Annotated in this window: 23 protein-coding genes; 8 read left to right on the top strand and 15 right to left on the bottom strand. The window is 62.2% G+C overall.

What is annotated here, in order from left to right:
- Position 1: 1 nt before the first annotated feature.
- From FIU89_RS20360 to FIU89_RS20345, 4 genes are all read right to left on the bottom strand, one after another.
- On the bottom strand, positions 2 to 1,849 hold the full coding sequence (locus tag FIU89_RS20360; protein ID WP_152494274.1) for an ABC transporter ATP-binding protein: 1,848 nt from the start codon (positions 1,847 to 1,849) through the stop codon (positions 2 to 4).
- A 170-nt stretch (positions 1,850 to 2,019) separates the two neighbouring features.
- Positions 2,020 to 3,177 (bottom strand): CCA tRNA nucleotidyltransferase, encoded by a 1,158-nt coding sequence (locus FIU89_RS20355; protein WP_152494273.1) that lies wholly within the window; start codon positions 3,175 to 3,177, stop codon positions 2,020 to 2,022.
- On the bottom strand, positions 3,174 to 3,779 hold the full coding sequence (locus FIU89_RS20350) for a CoA pyrophosphatase (RefSeq protein ID WP_152494272.1): 606 nt from the start codon (positions 3,777 to 3,779) through the stop codon (positions 3,174 to 3,176). Before FIU89_RS20350 ends, FIU89_RS20355 begins: the two co-directional genes overlap by 4 nt.
- Positions 3,769 to 4,761: an Hsp33 family molecular chaperone HslO gene (locus FIU89_RS20345; protein ID WP_152494271.1), complete on the bottom strand. Its 993-nt coding sequence runs from the start codon at positions 4,759 to 4,761 to the stop codon at positions 3,769 to 3,771. Before FIU89_RS20345 ends, FIU89_RS20350 begins: the two co-directional genes overlap by 11 nt.
- Positions 4,762 to 4,853: 92 nt before the next feature.
- On the opposite strand from FIU89_RS20345, the gene FIU89_RS20340 reads away from it, so the two are divergent.
- Complete coding sequence (locus FIU89_RS20340) at positions 4,854 to 5,294, top strand: NUDIX domain-containing protein (RefSeq protein WP_152494270.1); 441 nt, start codon at positions 4,854 to 4,856, stop codon at positions 5,292 to 5,294.
- Here FIU89_RS20340 and FIU89_RS20335 read toward each other — a convergent pair.
- Positions 5,269 to 6,498, bottom strand: a complete 1,230-nt coding sequence (locus FIU89_RS20335; protein WP_152494269.1) for a PP2C family protein-serine/threonine phosphatase — start codon at positions 6,496 to 6,498, stop codon at positions 5,269 to 5,271. The two genes, FIU89_RS20340 and FIU89_RS20335, sit on opposite strands and share 26 nt — an antisense overlap.
- A gap of 187 nt (positions 6,499 to 6,685) precedes the next feature.
- Between FIU89_RS20335 and FIU89_RS20330 the strand changes: the two genes are divergently transcribed.
- Entirely contained in the window at positions 6,686 to 7,018 is a 333-nt protein-coding gene (locus FIU89_RS20330; protein WP_152494268.1) for an Hpt domain-containing protein, read from the top strand.
- Here the strand turns inward: FIU89_RS20330 and ilvA are convergent.
- Complete coding sequence (ilvA, locus tag FIU89_RS20325) at positions 7,010 to 8,245, bottom strand: threonine ammonia-lyase IlvA (protein WP_152494267.1); 1,236 nt, start codon at positions 8,243 to 8,245, stop codon at positions 7,010 to 7,012. The genes FIU89_RS20330 and ilvA overlap by 9 nt on opposite strands.
- Positions 8,246 to 8,352: 107 nt before the next feature.
- Here ilvA and FIU89_RS20320 point away from each other — a divergent pair, with 107 nt between their 5' ends.
- Entirely contained in the window at positions 8,353 to 9,579 is a 1,227-nt protein-coding gene (locus tag FIU89_RS20320) for an argininosuccinate synthase (RefSeq protein ID WP_152494266.1), read from the top strand.
- A gap of 131 nt (positions 9,580 to 9,710) precedes the next feature.
- On the opposite strand, the gene FIU89_RS20315 is transcribed toward FIU89_RS20320, so the two are convergent.
- Together FIU89_RS20315 and FIU89_RS20310 are read right to left on the bottom strand one after the other, a co-directional pair.
- Positions 9,711 to 10,442 carry an HAD family hydrolase gene (locus FIU89_RS20315; RefSeq protein WP_152494265.1) on the bottom strand — a complete coding sequence of 244 codons (732 nt, stop codon included), beginning with the start codon at positions 10,440 to 10,442 and terminating at the stop codon, positions 9,711 to 9,713.
- Complete coding sequence (locus FIU89_RS20310; protein ID WP_152494264.1) at positions 10,442 to 11,350, bottom strand: D-amino acid aminotransferase; 909 nt, start codon at positions 11,348 to 11,350, stop codon at positions 10,442 to 10,444. Before FIU89_RS20310 ends, FIU89_RS20315 begins: the two co-directional genes overlap by 1 nt.
- A gap of 181 nt (positions 11,351 to 11,531) precedes the next feature.
- On the opposite strand from FIU89_RS20310, the gene msrA reads away from it, so the two are divergent.
- Entirely contained in the window at positions 11,532 to 12,194 is a 663-nt protein-coding gene (gene msrA, locus FIU89_RS20305; protein ID WP_152494263.1) for a peptide-methionine (S)-S-oxide reductase MsrA, read from the top strand.
- Here the strand turns inward: msrA and FIU89_RS20300 are convergent.
- A complete protein-coding gene (locus FIU89_RS20300) occupies positions 12,155 to 13,063 on the bottom strand; it encodes a ribokinase (protein ID WP_152494262.1) in 909 nt (302 codons plus the stop codon). The two genes, msrA and FIU89_RS20300, sit on opposite strands and share 40 nt — an antisense overlap.
- Positions 13,064 to 13,219: 156 nt before the next feature.
- On the opposite strand from FIU89_RS20300, the gene mutS reads away from it, so the two are divergent.
- Positions 13,220 to 15,838 (top strand): DNA mismatch repair protein MutS, encoded by a 2,619-nt coding sequence (mutS, locus tag FIU89_RS20295; RefSeq protein WP_152494618.1) that lies wholly within the window; start codon positions 13,220 to 13,222, stop codon positions 15,836 to 15,838.
- 140 nt (positions 15,839 to 15,978) lie between these two features.
- Here the strand turns inward: mutS and FIU89_RS20290 are convergent, their stop codons facing one another.
- Both FIU89_RS20290 and hrcA read right to left on the bottom strand, forming a co-directional pair.
- Entirely contained in the window at positions 15,979 to 16,545 is a 567-nt protein-coding gene (locus tag FIU89_RS20290) for a nucleotide exchange factor GrpE (protein WP_152494261.1), read from the bottom strand.
- 9 nt (positions 16,546 to 16,554) lie between these two features.
- Positions 16,555 to 17,619, bottom strand: a complete 1,065-nt coding sequence (gene hrcA, locus FIU89_RS20285) for a heat-inducible transcriptional repressor HrcA (protein WP_152494260.1) — start codon at positions 17,617 to 17,619, stop codon at positions 16,555 to 16,557.
- 117 nt (positions 17,620 to 17,736) lie between these two features.
- Here hrcA and rph point away from each other — a divergent pair, with 117 nt between their 5' ends.
- The 3 genes from rph to hemW are packed head-to-tail and all read left to right on the top strand — an operon-like array spanning position 17,737 to position 20,204.
- The gene (rph, locus tag FIU89_RS20280) at positions 17,737 to 18,453 is read left to right on the top strand and encodes a ribonuclease PH (protein WP_152494259.1); all 717 of its coding nucleotides are present in this window, start codon (positions 17,737 to 17,739) and stop codon (positions 18,451 to 18,453) included.
- A complete protein-coding gene (gene rdgB / locus FIU89_RS20275; protein WP_152494258.1) occupies positions 18,446 to 19,054 on the top strand; it encodes an RdgB/HAM1 family non-canonical purine NTP pyrophosphatase in 609 nt (202 codons plus the stop codon). The genes rph and rdgB overlap by 8 nt, the downstream gene beginning before the upstream one ends.
- Entirely contained in the window at positions 19,047 to 20,204 is a 1,158-nt protein-coding gene (hemW, locus tag FIU89_RS20270) for a radical SAM family heme chaperone HemW (RefSeq protein ID WP_152494257.1), read from the top strand. Before rdgB ends, hemW begins: the two co-directional genes overlap by 8 nt.
- Here the strand turns inward: hemW and FIU89_RS20265 are convergent.
- Genes FIU89_RS20265 through mnmG form a run of 4 tightly spaced genes read right to left on the bottom strand, consistent with a single transcriptional unit; the run spans position 20,201 to position 24,383 of the window.
- A complete protein-coding gene (locus tag FIU89_RS20265) occupies positions 20,201 to 21,100 on the bottom strand; it encodes a ParB/RepB/Spo0J family partition protein (protein ID WP_152494256.1) in 900 nt (299 codons plus the stop codon). The two genes, hemW and FIU89_RS20265, sit on opposite strands and share 4 nt — an antisense overlap.
- Positions 21,101 to 21,110: 10 nt before the next feature.
- The gene (locus tag FIU89_RS20260; protein ID WP_152494255.1) at positions 21,111 to 21,920 is read right to left on the bottom strand and encodes a ParA family protein; all 810 of its coding nucleotides are present in this window, start codon (positions 21,918 to 21,920) and stop codon (positions 21,111 to 21,113) included.
- Positions 21,913 to 22,524, bottom strand: a complete 612-nt coding sequence (gene rsmG, locus FIU89_RS20255) for a 16S rRNA (guanine(527)-N(7))-methyltransferase RsmG (RefSeq protein ID WP_152494254.1) — start codon at positions 22,522 to 22,524, stop codon at positions 21,913 to 21,915. Before rsmG ends, FIU89_RS20260 begins: the two co-directional genes overlap by 8 nt.
- Positions 22,521 to 24,383, bottom strand: a complete 1,863-nt coding sequence (mnmG, locus tag FIU89_RS20250) for a tRNA uridine-5-carboxymethylaminomethyl(34) synthesis enzyme MnmG (protein ID WP_152494253.1) — start codon at positions 24,381 to 24,383, stop codon at positions 22,521 to 22,523. Before mnmG ends, rsmG begins: the two co-directional genes overlap by 4 nt.
- Positions 24,384 to 24,385: the final 2 nt, after the last annotated feature.

The raw sequence follows: 24,385 nt of genomic DNA, 5'->3' as shown, positions 1-24,385 counted from the left end.
CCTACTCCGCCGCGTCGTCCTCGTCGGCATTGATGAACCCGCCCGACTGGCGGCTCCAGAACCGGGCGTACAGCCCGCCCTGCGCCAGCAGTTCGCCATGCCCGCCCTCTTCGACGATCCGACCGTGATCCAGCACGATGATGCGGTCCATCTGCGCGATCGTCGACAGGCGGTGGGCAATCGCGATCACCGTCTTGCCCTCCATCATGCCATAGAGCGTTTCCTGAATCGCCGCTTCCACCTCGCTGTCCAGCGCGCTCGTCGCCTCGTCCAGCAACAGGATCGGCGCGTCCTTCAGGATCACCCGCGCCAGCGTGATGCGCTGCCGCTGGCCACCCGACAGCTTCACACCCCGTTCGCCCACATGCGCATCGTACCCCTTACGCCCCTGCGGGTCCTCCAGGTCGAGGATGAACTCATGCGCCTCGGCCTTCTTCGCCGCCTCCAGCATCTGCGCCTCGCTCGCCTCGGGTTTGCCATAGAGGATGTTGTCCCGCACCGAGCGGTGCAGCAAAGAGCTGTCCTGCTGCACCATTCCGATCCGGTCGCGCAGACTGTCCTGGGTTACCTTGGAAATGTCCTGACCGTCGATCAGTATCTGTCCCTTCTCGGCGTCGTAAAACCGCAAAAGCAGCTTGACCAGGGTCGATTTTCCGGCCCCCGACCGGCCCACAAGCCCGATCTTCTCGCCCGGTTGGACATTCAGCGAAATCCGGTCCAGACCGCCGCTGTCACGCCCGAAATGATGCGAAAGCTCCCGCAGTTCGATCCGGCCTTCCTGCATGTCCAGCGGCTTGGCATCCTTCGCGTCCACAAGGGTGATCGGCTGGGCAATCGTCTCCATCCCTTCGGCCACGACACCCAGCTGCCGAAAGAACGAGGTCAGCGCCCACATGATCCACCCGGTCATCGCGTTCAGCCGCAAGGTCAGCGCCGTCGCCGCGGCCACCACGCCGACACTCGCCTGCCCCTGCATCCACAGCCAGAACGCCCAGCCGACAACGGCCACGATCAAGAGGCCATTGAGCAGCGTCAGGACCACGTCCATCACCGTGTAGATCCGCATCTCGTTCTGGAAGGTCTGCCGCGCGTGTTCGATCGCCTCCTTGGCGTATTCCACCTCGCGCGTGTTATGCGCGAACAGCTTCACCGAATGAATGTTGGTATAGGCGTCCACCACGCGCCCCGTCACAAGGCTGCGCGCATCCGACGCCGCTTTCGAGGCCGGCTGCACCCGCTTGACCGTCCAGTGCACCAGAAATCCGTACAGCGCCAGCCAGCCCACCAGCGGCAGCATCAGCCGGGGGTCGGAATCGCTCAGCAATATGCCCGCCCCGATGATGTACGCGATGGAAAACGCGATGGCGTCGAACGCCTGGAACACCGCTTCGCCCGCCGCCGGCGGCGTCTGCATGATCCGGTTGGCGATCCGCCCGGCAAAGTCGTTCTCGAACCAGCCCACCGACTGGCGCAGCACATGCTTATGCGCCCGCCAACGGATCAGCGTGCCGAAATTCGGCAGGATCGTGTTGTTCAGCAACATCACGTCGAACGCCTGTATCGCGGGGCGTACGGCCAAGATGAACACCGCCACCACGATGATCTCGGTGCCGTAGGCCCGCCAGACCTCCATCGGGTCGCCCGCCAGGATGTCGACGATCCGCCCCATGTAGTAGATCAGCCAGATCTCGATGGCGGCCACCACGACCGACATGATCCCGGCCATCCAGAACACCCGGCGAAACGGCACCATGTAAAGCCGCATGAACGGCCACAGCCGCGTCGGCGGCGTGTCCGACTCTTCATACGGCACATAAGGATCAACGAGGTTTTCGAAAAACTTGAACATGGAGGGGACTCCGCGAAAGAATAGACATGACAAAGGGGCGCGACGCCGCGCACGGGATCACTTCCGCGATCCGGCGCTTATGAGCGTTCAAAGTCCCCGATAAGCATGTCTCAACCTCCATGTGGTGCGGGCAAGATGCCGCCAAATTCCGGCGAAGTCAAATGACCCTTTCATGTCGCCAGTTTCAGCAGCGCCTGCCGGTCGAGCGCAAACCCCGACGCGATCCACGCATCCTCCAGTTCTTTCAGGGCCTTGCCCAATGCGGGACCTTCCAGCGCCGGCATCAGGTCCTGCGCGTTGATAGGAAACACCGCGTTCGCCCCCAACTCTGCGGCGGCAAAGGCGTGACGCGGAACCGGCAGCTCGAACATCGCGGCACGCAACAGCACGATGTCCCGCGCCGTCTCCGCCCCGTGGTGATACCCCAGCGCCTCGGGCGGTTGCGGGCCCGCGGCCTCGTTGCGCAGACCCTCCAGCCGCCGCGCATCCTTCCGGCTCAGGCGCAGCGCGTCGGCCGGATTGTCCCCACCCAGCGCCGCCAACCGCCGCATCGCGTCCGCGTCAAACCCGTGCATCTCTTCCAGATGCACCAGCGGCGCCAGCGCCCGGTTATCGGCCCCGGGCAGAACGTGCGCCAGCACCCCCGCCTGCCGCATCGCCGCAACCGATGGCGCGGGGTCGCGCGCCGCCAGCAGCTTGCCCATCTCCGCCCCGATCCGCTCTTTCGACAACCCGTCGATCCCGTCCGCCAGCGCCGCGCAGGCCGCCAGCCCGTCCGGGTCCAGACCCCCCGCAGGGTCCCCGTAGGCCGCGTGAAAGCGAAAGAACCGCAGGATGCGCAGGTAATCCTCCCGTATCCGCGTCTCGGCATCGTCGATGAACCGGATGCGCCGCGCCGCGATATCCGGCAACCCGCCCAGCGGGTCGATTACCTCACCCTTTCGCGTCGCATAGAGCGCGTTCACCGTGAAATCCCGCCGCCGCGCGTCACTTTCCACGTCATCGGCAAAGGCGACCACGGCGCGCCGCCCGTCCGTCTCCACATCCTTGCGAAAGGTCGTCACTTCGAACGGCACGCCCCGGCAGACCACCGTCACCGTGCCATGCTCGATCCCCGTGGGCACCGGCTTCATCCCCGCCGCCTCTGCCAGCGCGACAACGGCATTTGGCCGCGCGTCCGTGCTGATGTCGATGTCGTTCACCGCCACGCCCATCAGCGCGTTTCGCACGCAGCCGCCGACCAACAGGGCGCGATGCCCGGCTGCCTCCAGCATCCGGCACACATCCTGCGTCTCGTTCGCGTCGATCCAGTCACCTGTCAGGGTCATGCGCCCAAGCGTACAGCCTCGGCCATCGCGCGCAACATCCGCGCGGTCGCGCCCCAGATGTAATAGGGGCCATACGGCACCGCGAAATAATGCCGCCGGGTCCCGCGCCAGCGCCGGGATTCGACCCTGAACCGGCCCAACTCCAACACGTGCTCCAGCGGAACCGAGAACACTTCCTCCACTTCGCCCGCCTCGGGCACCGGCGAAAACGGCGTCGAGATCACCCCGATCACCGGCGTCACGTGGAAACTCGTCACCGTCTCGTGCGGCGGCAACGTGCCCAGGACCTCCACCTTGTCCGGGTCCAGCCCGATCTCCTCGTGCGCCTCGCGCAGGGCGGCGGCCACGATATCGGCGTCACCGTCCTCCTGCTTGCCACCGGGAAACGCCACCTGCCCCGGATGATGCTGCAAGGCCGAGGACCGCTTGGTCAGCCACAGCCGCGCGCCCGCTTCCGTCACCTCGATCGGCACCAGCACCCCGGCGGGCCGCAGCTTGCGCCCCTCCGGCAGTACCACATCCGGGTTCAGATCGTAATCCGACGACGGCGCCATGTCGCCCTGCAACGCGCCGCGCAGGGTCGCAATCAGGTCACTCGTCATCGCCCTTCGCCTCGGCCTCGAAACCCAGCGTCGCCGGGTCGAGCGTGTAATGCGCCCCGCAGAACTGGCAATCGGCGGTGACCGTGCCCTCGTCGGTGGTCATGTGCCCGATATCCTTGGCCGAATAGATCGACAGGCTGTTGCGCAACCGCTCCTCGGAACAGGTACAGCCAAAGCGCACCGGCTGAACGTCAAAGACGCGCGGGGTCTCTTCGTGAAACAGACGCACCAGCAGGTCGGTCGACGACACCGACGGTCCGATCAGTTCCAGGTCCTCGACCGTATCCAGCAGGGTGTTTACGCGGTTCCAGTTTTCCTCGCCATCCTCATCCAAGATATCCGAGGCCGACAGCAACCCGTCTTCGCCGCTTCCGCCACCGCTGGCAAAGGGCGACGCCTTGGGCATCATCTGGATCATCACGCCGCCCGCGCGCCAGTGCTCGCGCCCGTCGCCCTCGGTCGAACGGCCATAGCTCAGGGCAAACCGCGTCGGCAATTGCTCGGACTGCGCGAAATAGGCCTCGGCGCAATCGCTCAGACGCGTGCCCGCGATCGGCGTGATTCCCTGGTAGGGCGCGGTATCCTTGCCCTGGTCCAGAATCACCGCGAAATACCCTTCGCCGATCTGCTCGAACGGCGTGGCATCGGTAATCTGCTCCGGGTCGAAACTGGCATAGGCGCGGATCTTCGCGGGCTCGCCATCCTCGGACGGGGCGAAGTAATCCGTCGCGATCATCCGCACCGGGCCTTGTGACTGCACCTGCAAAGACAGCTTCCAGCGCAGCTTGATCGTCTGTCCGATAAGCGCCGTCATCAACGCCATCTCGGCAATGAGCGCCTCCACCGGCGCGGGATAGTCATGCTGTTTCAGCACACCATCTAGCACACCGTCCAGCCGCACCACGCGGCCACGCACGTCCGATTGGTCCAATTGAAATGGCAGGACGGTATCGTCCCAGGCGATCTTCTGGCCGAGTGTCATCGCGTATCCTTTGGGGGGTTTTCTTGTGCGCCCGTTCTTGGCATATCGCGACTATATATGCGCAACAAGGCATACTCCAAGGGGGGCCCGCCATGCGACGCTTCGGCAAGCCGCCAAGGCCCGACATCCGATACACCGCGCGCCCCGGCGCCTACGCCATCCTGCCGCGCAACGGAAAACTCCTCCTGACCTGGCAGGAAGAGCCCAAGCCCGAGATGCAATTGCCCGGCGGCGGCATCGACCCCGGCGAATCGCCCCTCCAGGCGCTGCACCGCGAAGTGTTCGAGGAAACCGGCTGGCGCATCGCCGGCCCCCGTCGGCTCGGCGCGTTCCGGCGCTTCGTCTACATGCCGGAATACGATCTGTGGGCCGACAAGATCTGCATCGTCTACCACGCCCGGCCCGTCCGCCCTCTGTCCGCGCCGTCCGAACCCGGCCATACCGCCTTTTTCGCCGATCCCGAAACCGCCGCGCGCCATGTCGGCAACCCCGGCGACCGGCACTTCGTCAGGGTGCTTTTCCGACTGGCCTGAACTCCAGCAGCACTGCCGACACGTCGTCGTCGAAATCGTCGCGCCCGGCATACTCCGCCAGCTTCCAGATCACCGATTCCAGCAACGCCATGCCTTCGGTCTGGCGCAGCTCGCGCAGGATACGCCGCACCCCGTCCTCGCCCAGCAGCCTGCCCGCGCGATCCGCGCATTCGTCCACCCCGTCCGAATGCAGCAACAGCCGGTCGCCGGGATACAGCTGCACCTCGAAAGCGTCATACGTCGCGCCGTCGATCAGCCCCACGGGCAGGCCCCCCGGCCCGTTTATCTCGACCCGCCCGTCGGCGCGCTGGATGGCCGGGCACGGGTGCCCCGCCTGCGCCATGGTCACGCGCCCGGTGGCAAGATCGACATCGGCCAAGAGCATCGTGAAATAAAGTTCAGTCTCTATTTCACCCAGAAACATCTGGTTCAGGTCCGCCAGCACCTCGTTCGGCGGCCGCGGCAGAAACCCATCCGGACCATGCACCAGCGCCACGTTCTGCTCGGGCGTGGTGGCCGACAGGTATCCCGCCAGCCGCGCCGTCATCAGGGCCGAACTCACGCCATGCCCCGACACGTCTATCGCATAAAGACCGATCCGCGTCTCGCTTACCGGAAAGACCCCCACAAGGTCGCCCCCCACATGCGCCGCAGAGCGCAACAGCAACGACACCTGCGCCGAGCCAAACTCGCGGTAGCGTTCGGAAATCAGCGACTGTTGCAGCTTCTTCGCCTCGATCAGGTCACTGTCGAGCGAATCGTAGAGCCCCTGCAATTCCGCCAGTGTTTCGCGCACCAGTCGGTTCGTCTCGCTCAGCTCGCGCTGCATCCGCACGATCCGGTCCCCCGCCGCGATCCGTGCGCGCAGCTCGCCCGGGTTGATCGGCTTCGTCAGGAAATCGTCCGCCCCGGCATCGAGGCCCAGCGCCACCTCCTCCTTCTCGCTCTTCGAGGTCACCAGGATGAAATACCCGTAATCTTCCCGCGGCAGCGCCCGGAACGCACGGCACAGCTCCAGCCCGTTCATCCCCGGCATCATCCAGTCGCTGATCACCAGGTCCGGCGGCGCCGCCTCGCAAATCGCCAGCGCCTCGGTCCCCGATCCGGCCTCGACCACCTCCAGCCCCAGTCGCGACAGGGCCGCGTTGATGATGCGCCGCTGCAACCGGCTGTCATCGACAACCAGCACACGGCGGATGCTCATCTGATCGGGCGGCGGATCTATCGCCTTGCTGGGGTGGGCCGACACGGGTCTTGCCTATGCGTTTTCGCCCATATGCAACCACGCCCCCCTTAATGCCATGTGAAGCCTAAAATGCCGCCTAATTCGTCCACCTCCTTCACCGGCCTTTAATCGAGTGCCCCTAGCGTCCGGCAGAAAGGAGGCTGCCATGATCGATTGGAACCGTGTGACCCAGTTGCGTGACGAAATCGGGGCCGAGGATTTCGACGAGGTGGTCGAGATCTTCCTCGAAGAGGTCGAGGAGGAGATTGCCGAGCTTCGCGCCAACCCCGCCCCCGAAACGCTCGAGGCCAAGCTGCATTTTCTCAAGGGCAGCGCGCTCAACCTCGGCTTCGATGACTTTTCCAGGCTCTGCAAGGATGGCGAACTCACGGCCGCGCGCGGCGACGCCTCCGATATCGACCTCGCCCATATCGTCGAGACCTACACCTCGTCCAAGACCGAGTTCCTGGGCGAACTGCCCCGCCTCACCTCAAATTAGGAACTCCGCCAGGATCTGGTCATTGGTGATATCGCGGTGCTCGAACCCGCCCGCGGTCATCTCCGCCTCGATCCTCTGGAAATTGGCCGCGTCACTGGTCTCGATCCCGATCAGGACCGAGCCGAAATTGCGCGCCGATTTCTTCAGGTACTCGAACCGCGCGATATCGTCGTCCGGCCCCAGAATCGTCAGGAAGTCCTTCAGCGCCCCGGGCCGCTGCGGCATCCGCAGCACAAAGTATTTCTTCAGCCCCGCGAACCGCTGCGCCCGCTCCTTCACTTCCGGCAGGCGTTCAAAATCGAAATTCCCGCCCGAGGTCACGCAGACGATCTTCTCGCCGGGGCTTATATCCAGGTCCTTCAGCGCATCCACCGCCAGCGCACCTGCCGGTTCCAGCACCATGCCCTCGATGTTCAGCATCTCCAGCATCGTGGTGCAGACCCGATCCTCGGCCACGGCCAGAACGCTTGCGGAATCCACATCGCGCAACCGCTCAAACGTCCGCGCCCCGATCTGCGCCACAGCCGCCCCGTCGGCAAAGGTGTTCACGGATTTCAGCCGCACAGGCGCCCCGGCCTGCAACGCGGCGGCAAGACAAGCGCCGCCCATCGGCTCCACGAACACCATGTTCGCCTCCGGCCCGAAATAACTGCGCACGCCCGACGACAGGCCCCCGCCGCCCACCGGCAGCACGATCCGGTCCGGCACCACGCCCAACTGCGCCTCGATTTCCACCGCGACCGACGCCTGCCCCTCGATCACGTCCTCGTCGTCAAACGGCGACAGGAAATGCCCGCCCACCTCGGCGCAATAGGCTTGCGCCTTGGCCAGCGTGTCGTCGAAATAGTCCCCAACCATGCGGATCGTCACTGCATCGCCGCCAAACTTGCGCGTCTGGCCGATCTTCTGCTGCGGCGTCGTCACCGGCATGAAGATCACGCCCTTCACCCCGAAATGCCGGCACATGAAGGCCACGCCCTGCGCATGGTTGCCGGCACTGGCGCAAACGAACACCGGCGCATCCTCGCCCGCCGCCATCACCTTGCGCATCGCGTTGAACGCCCCACGCAGCTTGTAACTTCGCACCGGGCTCAGATCCTCGCGCTTCAGGTACACCTCCGCGCCGTACCTGTCGGACAGGTGCGCATTGCGCTGCAGCGGCGTCGGCTCGAAGACGGCGCGCATTTCGGCCTCGGCGGCCCGGGCCTTGGTTCGGAAATCGCTCATGCCCCGTCCTTCGCTCATCGCGGCCCGCGTGACAAGCCTCCGCCGCCTTGCCCCGCCTGTGAAAACCCGGTAATCGCCCCTGCAACATCATGCAAAGGGGTACCAAGATGTCCGCGCCCAAGAAAGTCGTGCTGGCCTATTCCGGCGGCCTCGATACGTCGATCATCCTCAAGTGGCTGCAAACCGAGTACGGCTGCGAGGTCGTGACCTTCACCGCCGATCTCGGCCAGGGCGAAGAGCTCGATCCAGCCCGCAAGAAGGCCGAACTCCTCGGTATCAACCCCGACAATATCTACATCGAGGATATCCGCGAGGAATTCGTCCGCGACTTCGTCTTCCCGATGTTCCGCGCCAACGCGCTTTACGAAGGCCAGTACCTGCTCGGCACCTCCATCGCGCGCCCGCTCATTTCCAAGCGCCTTGTCGAGATCGCCGCCGAAACCGGCGCCGATGCTGTCGCCCACGGCGCCACCGGCAAAGGCAATGACCAGGTCCGGTTCGAACTGGCCGCTTACGCGCTCAACCCCGATATCAAGGTCATCGCGCCGTGGCGCGAATGGGACCTGACCTCGCGCACCCGCCTTCTGGAATTTGCCGAGAAGAACCAGATCCCCATCGCCAAGGACAAGCGCGGCGAGGCGCCGTTCAGCGTGGACGCCAACCTCCTGCACACCTCATCCGAGGGCAAGGTGCTGGAAGACCCCGCCGAGCCGGCACCCGACTACGTCTACCAGCGCACCACGAACCCCGAGGATGCGCCCGACGTCCCCGAACTCGTCGAGATCGGGTTCGAAAAGGGCGACGCCGTGTCGATCAACGGCGAGGCCATGTCCCCCGCCACGATCCTGACCAGGCTCAACGAGCTTGGCGGCAAGCATGGCATCGGCCGGCTCGATTTCGTGGAAAACCGTTTCGTCGGCATGAAGTCCCGCGGCATCTACGAGACCCCCGGCGGCACCGTTCTGCTCGAGGCGCATCGCGGCATAGAGCAGATCACGCTCGACAGCGGCGCGGGCCACCTCAAGGACAGCCTGATGCCCCGCTATGCCGAGCTCATCTACAACGGCTTCTGGTTCAGCCCCGAACGCGAGATGCTGCAAGCCGCCATCGACAAAAGCCAGGAGCACGTCACCGGCACCGTCCGGCTGAAGCTCTACAAGGGGTCCGTCACCTGCGTCGGTCGCTGGTCCGATCACTCGCTCTATTCCGAGGCCCACGTGACGTTCGAGGAAGACGCCGGCGCCTACGACCAGAAAGACGCCGCCGGGTTCATTCAGTTGAATGCCCTGCGCCTGAAACTTCTCGCCGCGCGCAATCGGCGCCTGAAAGGCTAGGCGCGGCAACTCAGACGGGCCGACGCGCGTTCGGCCCGTTCACCACGGCGTTCTGCAAAATCGGCACCGTCGCGATACCACTGAAATACCGACGCGATACCGACATGCCAAATCAGGCTCTGATTCGCCCGTTAACCCTGATACGGTGCGTTAACCGCTTCCCCGCGCAACGCCTCGTAATAGGGCATCGCGGCGGCGGACAGATCAGCCTTCCACCCGGTCAGTTCCGGCACCTCTCCCTCGGCCGATGCGAACCCGGTCGAGCCGTGCACAGCCCCGTACCAGTGGCTGGCCCAGACCCCATCATCCGCGTGCCCGCCCTTGGGCCAGCGCAGCATGTCCGGCGTCCATTCCAACCCGATCCGGTCGCACAAGGCCCGCAAGTGCCCCTCGGGATCGCGCCGGATATCGGCGCTGTCGATCACCACCGGATCGCCACCCAGCGCCTTGACCTGGTCGAACAGCTCCGCCTGCTGACGAAAGCCGATATCGTCCAGCGTGGGCTTTTCGTACTTGGCGGAAAAACTCGCCACCACCCGCGCCGGATGCCGGATCAGGAACACGTTCACCACGTCCCGGATCCATTCGCGCGGCACGCCGTCTATCATGTGCTGCGCCATGTGCTTGTGATAAAAGTGCTGCTTTCCCTGTGGGATAGGCCCCATCAGCCCGGCGACCACATCCGCAGGATCACACGATTGCGAGGCAATGATCTCGTCCCGCATCGGGTGCTCCAGCCCTGTCATCGTCAGGTAGGCGGCATAGAACGGCTCATCGATCACGGCGCAATCGCCCCGCGCCGCAAAGGCATACATCATCGCCGTCGACAGGTTGCGCGGCCCCGACCACATCGCGATCCGCATCAGGCGCATTCCTTGGCGATCAGGTCCTTGTAAAGCGCTTGGATCCGCTTCGTCACCGGCCCGGCCTCGCCATCGCCAATGGGCCGCTCGTCGATCTCGCTCACCGGCGTCTGCGCGCCGAATGTGCCGGTCAGAAACGCCTCCTCCGCGCCATAGGTATCCACCAGAGAATAATTCCGCTCGTGAACCGGAATGCCGTTTTCCCTGCATAGGTCGATGACTTTCTGCCGCGTAATTCCGTTCATGCAATAGTCCCCGGTCGAGGTCCAAACTTCGCCTTTACGAACGATAAAGAAATTGCAGGCATTAGTCGTGTTCACGAACCCATGCACATCCAGCATCAAGGCTTCGTCCGCACCCGCTTTTTCCGCGGCGATGCAGGCCAGGATGCAGTTGAGCTTGGAATGCGAATTCAGCTTCGGGTCCTGCGTCATCGGCAGGCCCCGGAGATGAGGCACAGTGGCCAGCCGTATGGGCCGCGCAATCTTGGGGCGCGAATGCTCCATGATGATCGTGACCGTCGGCCCCTGCCGCGACAGGCTCGGGTGCTGGAACGGTCGCGTCTTGACGCCCCGCGTCACCATCAGGCGTGCATGGGCATCGCTTGTCATGTCGTTAGCTTTCTGCGTGTCCAGAATGGCTTGCAACACCTCCTCGCGCGACAGGCCGATATCCAGGTCAATCGCCTTCGCCGCCTCGAACAAGCGATCAAGATGCTCATCGACAAAGGCCCACGTCCCGTCATACAGCCGCAGACCTTCCCACACCCCGTCGCCCAGCATGAATCCGCTGTCATAGACACTGACCAGCGCTTCTGCCTTCGGCACGATCCGACCGTTCAGCCAGATCAGGATCTCTTCGTTCCGCGCATCCTCTTCCGCCTGGTGTGTCGTCTGATGCTCTGCCATACCCGTCGCCCTTTCGCTTTGTTACAAACCGCCCCGCGATTTGTTTCAGCACACGCTAGGAACAGGCCAAATCGGTGCCAAGGGGTAAATTCGCATCACCGGCCCGTGACCTCACGGCGTGGTGAGTTGGAACAGCAGCCGAAGCGCGGCAGTTTGACCCTGACCAAAGGGAGGCTGTGCCATGCACCATCTGCGAAATATCAAGGCGACCGTGCTCGCCATATCCATCGCCGTCGGCTTCGGTGTCCAGACCAACGCCGCCAAGGCCGCCGAAACCGAAACGCTCACGGTGGCCGGCGGCTGTTTCTGGTGCGTCGAGGCGGATTTCGAATCCGTCGAAGGCGTCAGCGAGGTCGTCTCCGGCTATACCGGCGGCACCGTGGAAAACCCGACCTACAAACAGGTCGTGCGCGGCGGCACGGGCCACTACGAGGCGGTACAGATCGAGTACGATCCCGCGCAGGTCAGCAGGGACGAGCTCTTGTCACTCTTCTTCCGCTCGGTCGATCCCACCGACGCCGGCGGCCAGTTCTGCGACCGGGGCGACAGTTACCGCACCGCGATCTTTGTCAACGGAAACGCCGAGAAAGAGGCCGCAGAGACCGCCAAGGCAAAGGCGGCCGCGTCTCTTGGCCAGGATATCGTGACGCCGATCCTGCCCGCGTCGGACTTCTACCAGGCGGAAGACTATCACCAGGACTACTACAAGGGCGACCGCCTGATCATCACCCGCTTCGGTCCGAAAACGCAGGCCAAGGCCTACAAGGCGTATCGCAAGGCATGTGGCCGAGATGCCCGCATCCGTCAGTTGTGGGGCAACGACGCGCCATTCGTCGGGTCCTGACGCATAAAGGCCTGAACCTCCGTCAGGTCCGGGATAGCATCCGCAGTCCCGCGCCGCGTCACCTGCAACGCCGAGGCAGACACCGCGCGCTGGACCGCGACCGCGGCATCCAGCCCGGCATCGAGGCCAGCGGCCAGATACCCCGCGAACGTATCACCGGCGCCTGTCGTATCCACCGGGTCAACGGCGGGCGCGGCAAAAACCCGTTCCGTCCAACCGGCGCTTTCCTCCAGCAACAGCGCCCCCTGCGCCCCGCGCGTCACGACTATGGTTGCAACCCCAAGAGTTGCCACGTCCCGCCCGGTGGCCTGCATCATCTGGCTGAACTCAATTTCGTTCAGCACCAGAATTTGAGTGTATGAAAGCACATCCATCACTGCGCTTTCATCGTACGGCGCAGGCACATACACCACGTGCAGCCCCTTTTCCCGCGCTTGCGCGGCCGCAAATTTCTTGCCGTTGGTTTCGTTCTGAAACATCAGAATATCACCCTGACGCGCATCATGCAGTGCCGCGTCAATTGACCCGGGTGACTGTTTGCGGTTCGCGCCGGGGAAGATCACGATCGCGTTCTCTCCCTGGCGGTCCACATTAATCACGGCATGGCCCGTCGCCGTGTCGACCTCGGATATGTGCGCAACGTCTATCCCGTAGTCCGCCAGCCGCGTTTTTAGCCAGGCCCCCTCGGGCCCGACGGCTCCGATATGGCGCACTTGTCCTCCGGCCCTGGCGATGGCCACCGACATGTTCGCGCCCTTTCCCCCCAGTCCCGTCGCATAGGATTTTGCCGCCAGCGTCTCGCCCGGCTGCGGCAGATGCGGAACTTCGTAGAAATAGTCGACGTTGATCGAGCCCAGATTGAAGATCATGCCATCCCTCCCTCACCAAGCACTCATTCCGCGCTTTGCCCCGGTTTTCAAGGAATCCCGGCGGTTTTGCCTTTTACCCCCAGCCCGTGATTTGTAAGCTGCCCGCCAAAGCCGATGGGGGGCAGGGTGGCATCCACGACAACAGCCGTGACACCGATGATGGCGCAGTATCTGGAACTGAAGGCGCAGTACCAGAATGCGCTGCTGTTCTATCGTATGGGTGACTTTTACGAACTGTTCTTCGACGATGCCGTTGCCGCCGCCGAGGCGCTGGATATCGCGCTGACCAAGCGCGGCAAGCACCTGGGCGAGGATATCGCGATGTGCGGCGTGCCCGTGCATTCTGCCGAAGGCTACCTTCTGACGCTGATCCGCAAGGGGTTCCGCGTGGCCGTCTGCGAACAGATGGAGGACCCCGCCGAAGCCAAGAAACGCGGCTCGAAATCCGTCGTCAAACGCGATGTCGTCCGTCTGGTCACCCCCGGCACCCTGACCGAGGAAAGCCTGCTCGAGGCACGGCGCCACAATTACCTGACCGCCTTCGCCAAGGTGCGCGACGCCACCGCGCTGGCCTGGGTGGATATTTCCACCGGGGCGTTCCATGTCATGCCACTGACCGAGGTGCGTCTTTCACCCGAACTGGCGCGGCTTGCCCCCAGCGAGCTGATCGTTGCCGAAGGGCACGAGGCTGAAATTCGCGACATCGCCGACGAGCACGGCGTCTCGCTCACGCCGCTCGGCCGGTCGGCTTTTGACAGCGCGGGTGCCGAAAAACGGATTTGCGCCCTGTTCAATGTCAGCACGCTCGACGCCTTTGGCCAATTTGATCGTGCCGAGGTCGCGGCCATGGGTGCGATCGTCGAGTACCTGGAGATCACCCAGAAAGGGAAACTCCCACTGCTGCAAAAGCCCTTGCGCGAGAACGAAGCGCGGGTGATGCAGATCGACGCGGCCACACGGCGCAACCTGGAACTGACGCAGTCCTTGAGCGGTGGCAGGTCCGGCTCACTGCTGGCGTGCATCGACCGGACGGTAACCGCCGGCGGTGGCCGCTTGCTGGAGCGGCGCATCTCCAGCCCGAGCCGGGTGCTGCACGTTGTCCAGGATCGGCTCGATTGCGTGGATTTCATGGTCGGGCACACCCGCTTTGCACAAGATCTGCGAGAGGTGCTGCGCAAGGTTCCAGATCTGGATCGGGCCCTGTCCCGTCTTGGTCTTGACCGGGGCGGACCCCGGGATCTGGCCGCCATTCGCAACGGCCTCACGCAAAGCGCCGAGGTCGCGCGGATGCTGGACGGCCAGGACCTGCCCAAGCCCCTGCAGGAGGTGTCCGCCGCGCTCACCGGCCATGATGAACTGTTGGACCTGCTGGACGAAGCCCTGATTGCAGAGCCGCCCCTGCTGGCCCGCGACGGCGGCTTCATCGCCGATGGGTACGACGCCGAGCTGGACGAGGCCAGAAAACTGCGTGACGAAGGGCGCAGCGTCATCGCGGGGATGCAGGCGGAATACGCCCAGGCGACCGGCATCCAAAGCCTGAAAGTCAAGCACAACAATGTCCTTGGGTATTTCGTCGAGGTGACGGCGACCCACGCCGACAAGATGCTGTCCGAACCGCTAAATGAAACCTTCAAGCATCGCCAGACCACGGCGAACCAGGTGCGTTTTACCACCGTCCCGCTCAGCGAAATGGAAACACGCATCCTCAATGCGGGAGGGCGAGCGCTCGAAATTGAAAAGCGGCTCTATGACGCCCTGAAACGGGCAATCCTGGAAAAATCGGCCGAGGTTTCGCTGGTCGCGCGGTCCTTGGCCGAGTTCGACCTCTCCGCCGCTTTGGCGGATCTCGCACGCGCCGAGAACTGGTGCCGCCCGCAGATCGACGACAGCCGAGCGCTGCATATCGAGGCGGGACGTCATCCGGTGGTCGAGGCCGCGTTGCGCACGCAGGATGGGGCGCCTTTCATCGCGAACGATTGCGCTTTGGGCGATGCCAGCGACATCTGGCTTCTGACCGGGCCGAACATGGCCGGTAAATCGACCTTCCTGCGCCAGAACGCGCTTGTTGCCGTGCTCGCGCAGATGGGGAGTTACGTGCCCGCAGCCCGTGCGCGTATCGGCCTTGTCAGCCAGCTTTTCAGCCGAGTTGGCGCCTCCGACGACCTGGCGCGCGGCCGGTCCACCTTCATGGTCGAGATGGTGGAAACCGCCGCCATCCTGAACCAGGCCGACGACAAGGCGCTGGTGATCCTTGACGAGATCGGACGCGGCACCGCCACCTATGACGGCCTCAGCATCGCTTGGGCCACCTTGGAACATCTGCACGAAACCAATCGGTGCCGCGCCCTGTTCGCGACGCATTACCATGAACTGACGCGTCTGAGCGACAAATTGGAGCGCGTGGACAATGCCACTGTCGCGGTCAAGGAACACGAGGGCGACGTGATCTTCATGCACGAGGTCCGGCGCGGTGCCGCGGATCGCAGCTATGGGGTGCAGGTGGCAAAACTGGCCGGCTTGCCCGCCACCGTGGTCGAACGCGCCCGGGTCGTGCTGGACGCCCTGGAGAAAGGCGAGCGGGAAGGCGGCGGCAAGCGGGCCGCCTTCATAGACGATCTGCCGCTGTTCGCCGCGAGCCCTCCCCCGCCGCCGAGTCCGAAAGCCGCGGAGTCCGCCGCCGTGCTGCGGCTGAAAGAGGTCCTGCCCGACGACCTGACCCCGAAAGAGGCTCTGAATTTGATCTATGAACTGAAAGCGCTCTCGCGCGAAGAGTGACAACAGGCTGCCACCGTCGCGCCTGCGGCACCACTCAACCTCGACTCGCCAGGAGATTTTCCGGATACAGTCGGGATGCTTCTGCGCCAGGACCGCCGCCAATGCACAGGCATCGGCGATCGGCCCTGCCGGACATCGCATCACCCGGTGAAGGACGACACGCCGACCTGCGCGGGGCGCAGGATGCGATCATACAGCATGAAACCCTGGGCAGAGACCTGAATGATCTCGCCGGCCTTGGTTCCCGGAACCGGCGCCTCGAACATCGCTTCGTGCTGCTTGGGATCGAACTTGTCCCCCACCTGCGGGTCGATCACCTGGATTCCGTGCTTGGAAAACACGTTGACCAGTTCGCGCATGGTCAGTTCGATCCCTTCGATCAGGGCCGCCGATTGCGCGCGCTGTTCGTCCGTCACGGTTTCGACCGCACGTTTCAGGTTGTCGAACACCGGCAGCATGTCGCGTGCCAGTTTCGAACCGCCATAATTCTCGGCCTCGGTCCGGTCCTTCTGGGCGCGCTTTCGGGCGTTCTCTGCGTCGGCAAGCGCGCGCATGAACTTGTCCTGGAACGCATCGCGCTCCGCGCGAAGGGTTTCGACCTGATCCTCCAGACTTTCCGGAGCATCCTCTTCGGCCATCGCGGCGTGTTCCTCGTCTTCCGCTTGCTCTATGTCATCAAGAAACGGGTCTTCTTTCGACTGCGCCATGCTCTTCCTCTATTTCCGGTCCGCGATCAGCTTTCCGACAAGCTGCGCGGTGTAATCCACGATTGGTACAATTCGACCGTAGTTGAGGCGTGTCGGACCAATCACACCGACCGCGCCCACGATCTTTCGATCAGCGTTCATATATGGAGAGACCACCAAAGAGGAACCCGAAAGTGAGAAAAGTTTGTTTTCCGAGCCGATAAAAATGCGCACACCCTCGCCCTGATCGGTCAATTCCAGGAACTCGGCGATGTCGCGCTTGCGTTCAAGGTCATCGAACAGCGTTTTCATCCTGTCGAGGTCCTCTTGCTCGACCTCGGAATTGATCAGATTCGCACGCCCACGCACGATCAACCGCTCATAACTGTCAGCCTCGCCCTCCCAGACGGCCAGGCCGCTTTCGACCAGTTGATGCGCCAGTCCGTCGATCTCCTGCCGGCGCGCCTCGATCTCCTTGGCGATCACGGTTTGCACGTCTGACAGCGTCTTGCCTTCGATCAGCGCGTTCAAGAAATTGGCGGCCTCGCGCATCGAACTGGGGGTCTGGCCCGGCGGCGGGTGAAAGATACGGTTCTCGACATGCCCATCGCCAAAGACGATCACCACAAGCGCACGATCATGGCCCAGCGACACGAACTCGATATGCTTGATCGGCGCCTCGTGCTTTGGCGCCAGAACCAGGGAAGCGCCTTGCGTCACGCCGGACAAGGCCGATCCGATTCGATCGAGCGCGAGGCTGACATCGTCGGAATTCGAGCCCAATGTCGCGTCAATCTTCTCTCGGTCGTTCAGCTCCAGGTCACTGACTTCGAGCAGACCATCGACGAACATGCGCAGGCCCTGTTGTGTCGGGACGCGCCCGGCCGAGACGTGTGGACTGTCCAACAGGCCAAGATACTCCAGGTCCTGCATCACATTGCGGACCGTCGCGGCGGATACCTTTTCGCTCATGTCACGCGTCAGGGTGCGCGACCCGACCGGATCGCCCGTTGCAAGATACCCTTCGACCACGCGACGGAACACCTCCCGCGAGCGGTCGTTCATTTCATCCAGGATCTTTCGCGCGTTTTCCATCTGCATTTCTGTCGCCTCGTGAAGTGCCATTAAAAACGGCCCGGCAAAAAGGTCAATCAGGGTTGCTATCGGGTTTCGGTCACCTGTATTCCCGACATGCAAACAAGGAGTTCTGGCATGCGTCCTTCTGGGAGAGACTTAAGTGAAATGCGCGCGGTTTCAATCGAGACCGGGGTCACGAAACATGCCGAAGGGTCCTGCATGATCCGTATCGGCGACACCCATGTCCTGTGCACCGCGACGATCGAGGATCGCGTGCCGCCTTTCATCAAGGGATCGGGCCTGGGCTGGGTCACGGCCGAATACGGAATGCTGCCCCGCTCGACCACCTCCCGGATGCGGCGCGAGGCGTCGGCCGGCAAGCAAGGGGGACGAACCGTCGAGATTCAGCGCCTGATCGGCCGCAGCCTGCGCGCCGGCGTTGACCGCGTGGCACTGGGAGAACGCCAGATCACCGTCGATTGCGATGTGATCCAGGCCGACGGCGGAACCCGCTGCGCCTCGATCACCGGCGGATGGGTTGCCCTGCGGCTTGCCGTGAACAAGCTGCTCAAGACCGGCGATATCGTCAGCGACCCTCTGGTAGACCCTGTTGCGGCGGTCAGCTGCGGTATCTACGCCGGTCAACCTGTCCTGGACCTCGACTATCCCGAGGACAGCGATGCAGGCGTCGATGGCAACTTCATCATGACCGCATCCGGTCGCCTGATCGAGGTGCAGATGAGCGCGGAAGGCGCGACTTTCAGTCGGGACCAGATGACGAGCCTCATGGACCTGGCCGAGAAAGGCGTGGCGGAGCTGGTAGAAGCGCAGAAGGCGGCGACAGGTGCGTAAACTGTCAAGCGACACCTTGTTGGTGGCCACGCACAACGCCGGAAAGCTTGAAGAAATCTCCAAACTGCTGGCGCCTTATGACGTGTCCGTTGTTGGGGCCGCCGAGATGAACCTCGGCGAGCCCGATGAGACCGAGACCACGTTCGTCGGCAACGCTCGCATCAAGGCGCACGCCGCGGCGCAGGCAACCGGCCTTCCCGCGCTCTCGGACGATAGCGGGATTGAAATCGACGCCCTGGATGGGGCGCCCGGGGTCTACACCGCAGATTGGGCAGAAACAGAGACTGGTCGCGATTTTGGAATGGCCATGAAGAAAGCCTATGACGGGATCATTTCCAAGCAGGCTGCACCGCCTTGGACGGCGCGTTTCTGTTGTACGCTCGTGCTGGCCTGGCCGGATAGGCATGACGAAGTCTTCCCCGGTACCGTCGAAGGCCAGATCGTCTGGCCGATGCGCGGCGAACACGGTCACGGCTACGATCCCATCTTCCAGCCCACTGGCCATGACGTGACCTTTGCCGAGATGGACCCGGATCTCAAGAACCGGATCAGCCACAGGGCGGACGCGTTCAGAAAACTGGTGAAGGGCTGCTTTGACTGAGGATTGGCAAGCCGGGGGGTTCGGCCTCTACCTGCATTGGCCATTTTGCGAAGCCAAGTGCCCATATTGCGACTTCAACAGTCATGTTCGGTCCGAAATCGACCAATCCCGCTGGCTTGCGGCGTATCTTCGGGAACTCGACAGATATGCCGAGATGTTTTCCGGGCGGGTGCTGAACTCGGTCTTTTTCGGTGGGGGTACGCCCAGCCTTATGAAACCGGACGTGGTCGCGGCGATCCTGCAGCGGGTTCACGAGATCTGGACACCCGCGAATGACCTGGAGGTCACGCTGGAGGCCAACCCCGGGTCGGTCGAGGCTGGCCGGTTCTCGGGGTTTGCAGAGGCTGGCGTCAATCGCGTTTCTCTTGGTGTTCAATCCCTGCGGGACGAAGACCTGCGACGGCTCGGACGGATTCACACGGTCAGCGACGCAAGGAAAGCGTATGAAATCGCGCGCGTGTATTTCGATCGCGTCAGTTACGACCTAATCTATGCACGGCAGAACCAAACACTTGAAAACTGGCGCGAGGAACTGTCCGAAGCGCTTGATCTGGCTGTCGATCACCTCTCGCTCTACCAACTGACAATCGAGCCCGGAACCGTCTTTCATCAACGCCGCGCCCGTGGCGGATTGCGCGGTCTGCCGTCCGAGGATCTTGCGGCCGACATGTACGAACTGACCCAGGAGCTTTGCAACGAAGCGGGTCTTTCTGCATACGAAGTGTCCAACCATGCTGCGCCGGGCGCCGAGTGCAGACATAATCTCGTCTACTGGCGATATGGGGATTACATCGGCATTGGTCCCGGCGCACATGGCCGCATAACGGTCGGAAGCGGGCGTAGAGAAACCGAAGCCTGGTCAAATCCCGAAAAGTGGCTGACGCTTTCGGAGATAGACAAGTCATTGAAAAACAATGATAAAGTGTCTTCCCAGGATCAGGCAACAGAGCATTTCCTGATGGGTCTACGCCTTGTCGAAGGGGTCGATCTTGAACGCCACAGGAAGCTCGCTGGCGCTCCGGTCCCGGCGTCCAAAATCCAGAACTTCTGTGACCTGGGTCTTTTGACCCATCAAAACGGCCGTATCGCGGCGACGCCGTCGGGCAGGTCGATCTTGAACCATATCATTGCCGATTTGCTTGACGACTAGTTTCCGGCAAGTTTGCGGCACAGGTCGTCCAGTTGATCCAGGCTTTCATAGCTGATCGTCATGCTGCCATTCTCATGCCCCGGCCGATGGTTGAGCGCGACCTTCATACCGAGGTTCGCGGACAGGTCCCCTTCCAGCGCTTTCGTGTCGGCGTCTTTCTCAACCGGATTTTTCTTCTTCGGGGCGGAGCCGTCAGAGAAGATATTCTGCTGCGCCTTCTTCGCCAGCTTTTCCGTCTCGCGCACCGAAAGCCCTTTTTTCACCACCTGCTGCGCCAGTTCAGAAGGATTGTCGGCAGTGATCAGCGCCCGCGCATGACCCGATGACAGTTTTCCGTCGCGCAGCAATCTTTGGACGTCATCGGGCAAACTCAAAAGACGGACAAGGTTGGCGATATGGCTTCGGCTTTTCCCCAGGGCTTGCGCAAGCTTTTCCTGCGTGTGCCCGAATCGCTCCATCAACTGGCTGTACCCGGCCGCTTCCTCCACCGGGTTCAGGTCCGCGCGTTGGACGTTTTCGATGATGGCCACTTCCAAGACTTCGGTGTCGTCGAATTCCCGGATAATCACCGGCACCTGGTGCAATTTGGCAAGCTGCGCAGCACGCCAGCGGCGTTCACCGGCAACGATCTCGAACCCGTTTTCGGCCCGGGGGCTGGGCCTGACGATCAGGGGCTGAATGATCCCTTTTTCGGAAATCGAAGCGGCAAGATCACGCAACGCGTCTTCGTCAAAGTCGCGCCGAGGCTGATCGGGATTCGGTTCTATCCTCTCGATCGGCACGGTCTTGTCCGCCGCTTTTACGGCGCCTTCGGAGGTCTCGGGAACTTCCGCGACATCGGACATCAAGGCGGAAAGGCCCCGGCCAAGACCGCGCTTGGATTTCTTGTCTGACATGCTGTCCTCCCTACGCCGCCTGGCGCTTGTTGTTATTCACCAATTCCCGCGCCAAGGCGCGATAGGCCTCGGCACCTTTCGACGAAGGGTCGTAGGTCAAGACGGGAACAGAGTAAGACGGCGCCTCACTTACCCGTACGTTCCGTGGGATCTTTGTCTGGAACACCAGCGGCCCGAGATTCTCGCGCGCATCCTGTTCGACCTGGGCGGACAGGTTGTTTCGACCATCGTACATGGTCAGCACGACACCTTCGATCCGCAGATCCTTATTGGCGGATTGTCGGACCTCGCGCACCGTCAGCATGAGTTGCGACAGGCCTTCGAGAGCGAAGAACTCCGACTGCAACGGAACGAGAACTGAATGCGCCGCGACCATGGCATTGACCGTCAAAAGGTTCAGCGACGGCGGGCAATCAATCAGTATGTAATCAAACCCATACTCATCCATGGCGGGCTGGCGCAGCGCGTCGTGCAACAGGAAGCTGCGCTTCTCATTTGAAATCAGCTCCATGTCCGCCGAACTCAGATCGACGGTTGCGGGGACGATGCTCAGGTTGCGCTGAGGTGTCTCCTGGATCACGCGCGAGAGCTCGATTTCCTCGAGCAAAAGCTCGTAGGCGGTATACTCGCGCGCATCCGGCTCAATCCCCAAGCCGGTTGAGGCGTTGCCCTGCGGGTCAAGGTCAACGATCAGAACCTTGAAGTTTTCCTCAGCCAAAGCCGCCGCGAGGTTGATAGCTGTCGTCGTCTTTCCGACGCCCCCCTTCTGGTTGGCAATCGCAATAATCTTCGGGTTTGAAGAGCGCGTGAGTTCAAGCACGGCGTACTCCTGAAATGCACAGAATGACGGATTGGTCGCTCGTTACACTTTTAACAACCTGATGATTGAAACGCCACTTCGATTGCGCCTCAACAAGCTCCGATTGCCAATTTTTTCCCTTCGGGAACAGCATCACGCCATTTGTCGCAAGATGGTCATGAGACAGGGAAAAGAGCTTCGACAGGTTTGCCAACGCCCGCGCAGATATAACGTCGGCGCACAAAGGCGGCATTTCCTCCACCCTCTCGCACACAACCTTGGTGTTTATGGAGGTCTCCCGAACAACGTTCCGCAGGAAAGCCGATTTTCGAGCGTCGCTCTCTGCCAGCATCACGGACATATCCGGCCGCAGTTCATTGGCCAAAATCGCGATCACCAGCCCCGGAAATCCGCCGCCAGCCCCGAAATCAGCCCAGGTCTTCGCATGATCAGGCGCCAGCTGGAAAAGCTGCGCAGAATCAAGGAAGTGACGGCTCCAAATTTCTTCTAGCGTCGACTTCGCGACCAGGTTTACGCGAGGATTCCATTTTCTGACGAGGTCAGCATACCTCTCCAGGCGCTCGAATGTTTCACGTGAAACATCAACGCCGAGATTGTAGCTCATGCGGACTTCTCGCGCTTCATCTGTCGCAAGCGCGCCAGAATGATTGTCAGCGCGGCCGGAGTCATTCCATCAATACGGCCCGCCTGCGCAAGGTTTGCAGGTTTCGCGGATACCAGCTTGGCCTTCACCTCATTCGACAAGCCCTGGATCGAGCCAAAGTCGAAATCAGGTGGAATAACCTGCTTTTCATCTTTCTTGATGGCCTCGATGTCCCGGTTTTGCCGCTCAATATAGTTTGCGTACAGCGCATCTCTTTCCAGCTGCCGTCTGGTTTCCTGATCAATATCCGACAAGGACGAATCCAGCGCCAAGAGGTCTTCGAAACTTACGTCGGGAAAGGACAGCAGTGTATACCCACTGCGCTTGGTCCCATCCTCGTTGACCTTGAGCCCGGCCTGGTTCAGCTGCCGTGGCGTATAAAAGGTGTCCGAAATCCGCGCTTTGCCATCCGACAGCCGCTGCATCTTGTGTTCGAATGCGTCCCGTCTTCCCGCACTGACGGAGCCAAGCTCCACACCTATCGGGGTCAGGCGCTGGTCTGCATTGTCCGCGCGCAGGGAAAGCCTGAACTCCGCCCGCGAGGTAAACATCCTGTACGGTTCCGACACGCCGCGGGTGACCAGATCGTCTATCATCACACCGATATAGCTTTCGGCGCGACTGAAAATCACTGGATCTCTGTCCAAAGCAGAAAGCGCTGCGTTCAGGCCCGCCACGACCCCCTGCGCCGCAGCTTCTTCGTATCCGGTGGTGCCGTTTATCTGGCCCGCCAGGAACAGGCCGGGCACCGAGCGCACCGCCAACGTCGCGTCCAGCGCTCTTGGATCAACAAAATCATACTCGATCGCATAGCCCGGCTGCAGAATCTTCGCATTCTCCAGCCCCTTGATCGAGTGAACGTAATCTTCCTGGATCTCTTCGGGCAAAGATGTCGAAATTCCGTTCGGATAAATCACGTCATCCGATAGGCTTTCAGGTTCCAGAAATATCTGGTGAGACGGCTTGTCCGCAAAGCGCACGATCTTGTCCTCGATAGACGGACAATAGCGCGGCCCGACACCGCCGATATGCCCTCCATACATCGCAGAACGATGGAGGTTTTTCTGGATGATCTCGTGCGTTTGGGTGTTGGTATGCGTGATTCCGCAAGCCACTTGCCGCGCGGAGGGACGTTTCGACATGAAGGAAAAGAGAACCGGCTGGTCGTCGGCCGCCTGCATATCCAGCCCTGCCCAGTCGATGGTCTTTCCATCAAGGCGCGGCGGCGTTCCTGTTTTCAGGCGCCCGAGGGGTAAACCGAACGTATCGATCCGCTCCGCCAGACGAACCGACGGATTGTCGCCCATTCTTCCGCCGGGCCTGGACACGTCCCCGATATGAATCACGCCCCGCAAAAACGTTCCGGTGGTAAGAACAACAGCCCGCGCAGAAATCTCGCTGCCATCCGAGAGCACGATCCCGGATACCCTCTGATCTGTCATGATGAAGTCGGCCGCCTCACCCTCGATCACCGACAAATTCGGCTGGGACGCGACTTCCGCCTGCATCTCTTCACGATAGATCTTCCGGTCCGCCTGTGTGCGCGGCCCCTGCACTGCAGGCCCTTTCCGGCGGTTCAAAAGGCGAAACTGTATGCCTGCCTTATCCGCGACACGTCCCATGACCCCATCCAGCGCGTCGATTTCGCGAACGAGATGTCCCTTCCCCAAACCGCCAATCGCTGGGTTGCATGACATAACCCCGATCGATGATCGGCTCAAAGTAATCAGCGCCGTGTTTGCGCCAAGGCGAGCAGATGCATGGGCAGCATCGGTTCCGGCATGGCCGCCCCCTATGACAATCACATCAAAATGTTTCACGT

The organism is Roseovarius sp. THAF27, assembly GCF_009363655.1.
Classification (GTDB): domain Bacteria; phylum Pseudomonadota; class Alphaproteobacteria; order Rhodobacterales; family Rhodobacteraceae; genus Roseovarius.
Note: the sequence above shows the minus strand (reverse complement) of the source record. Positions and strands in the feature narration are given on the sequence as shown.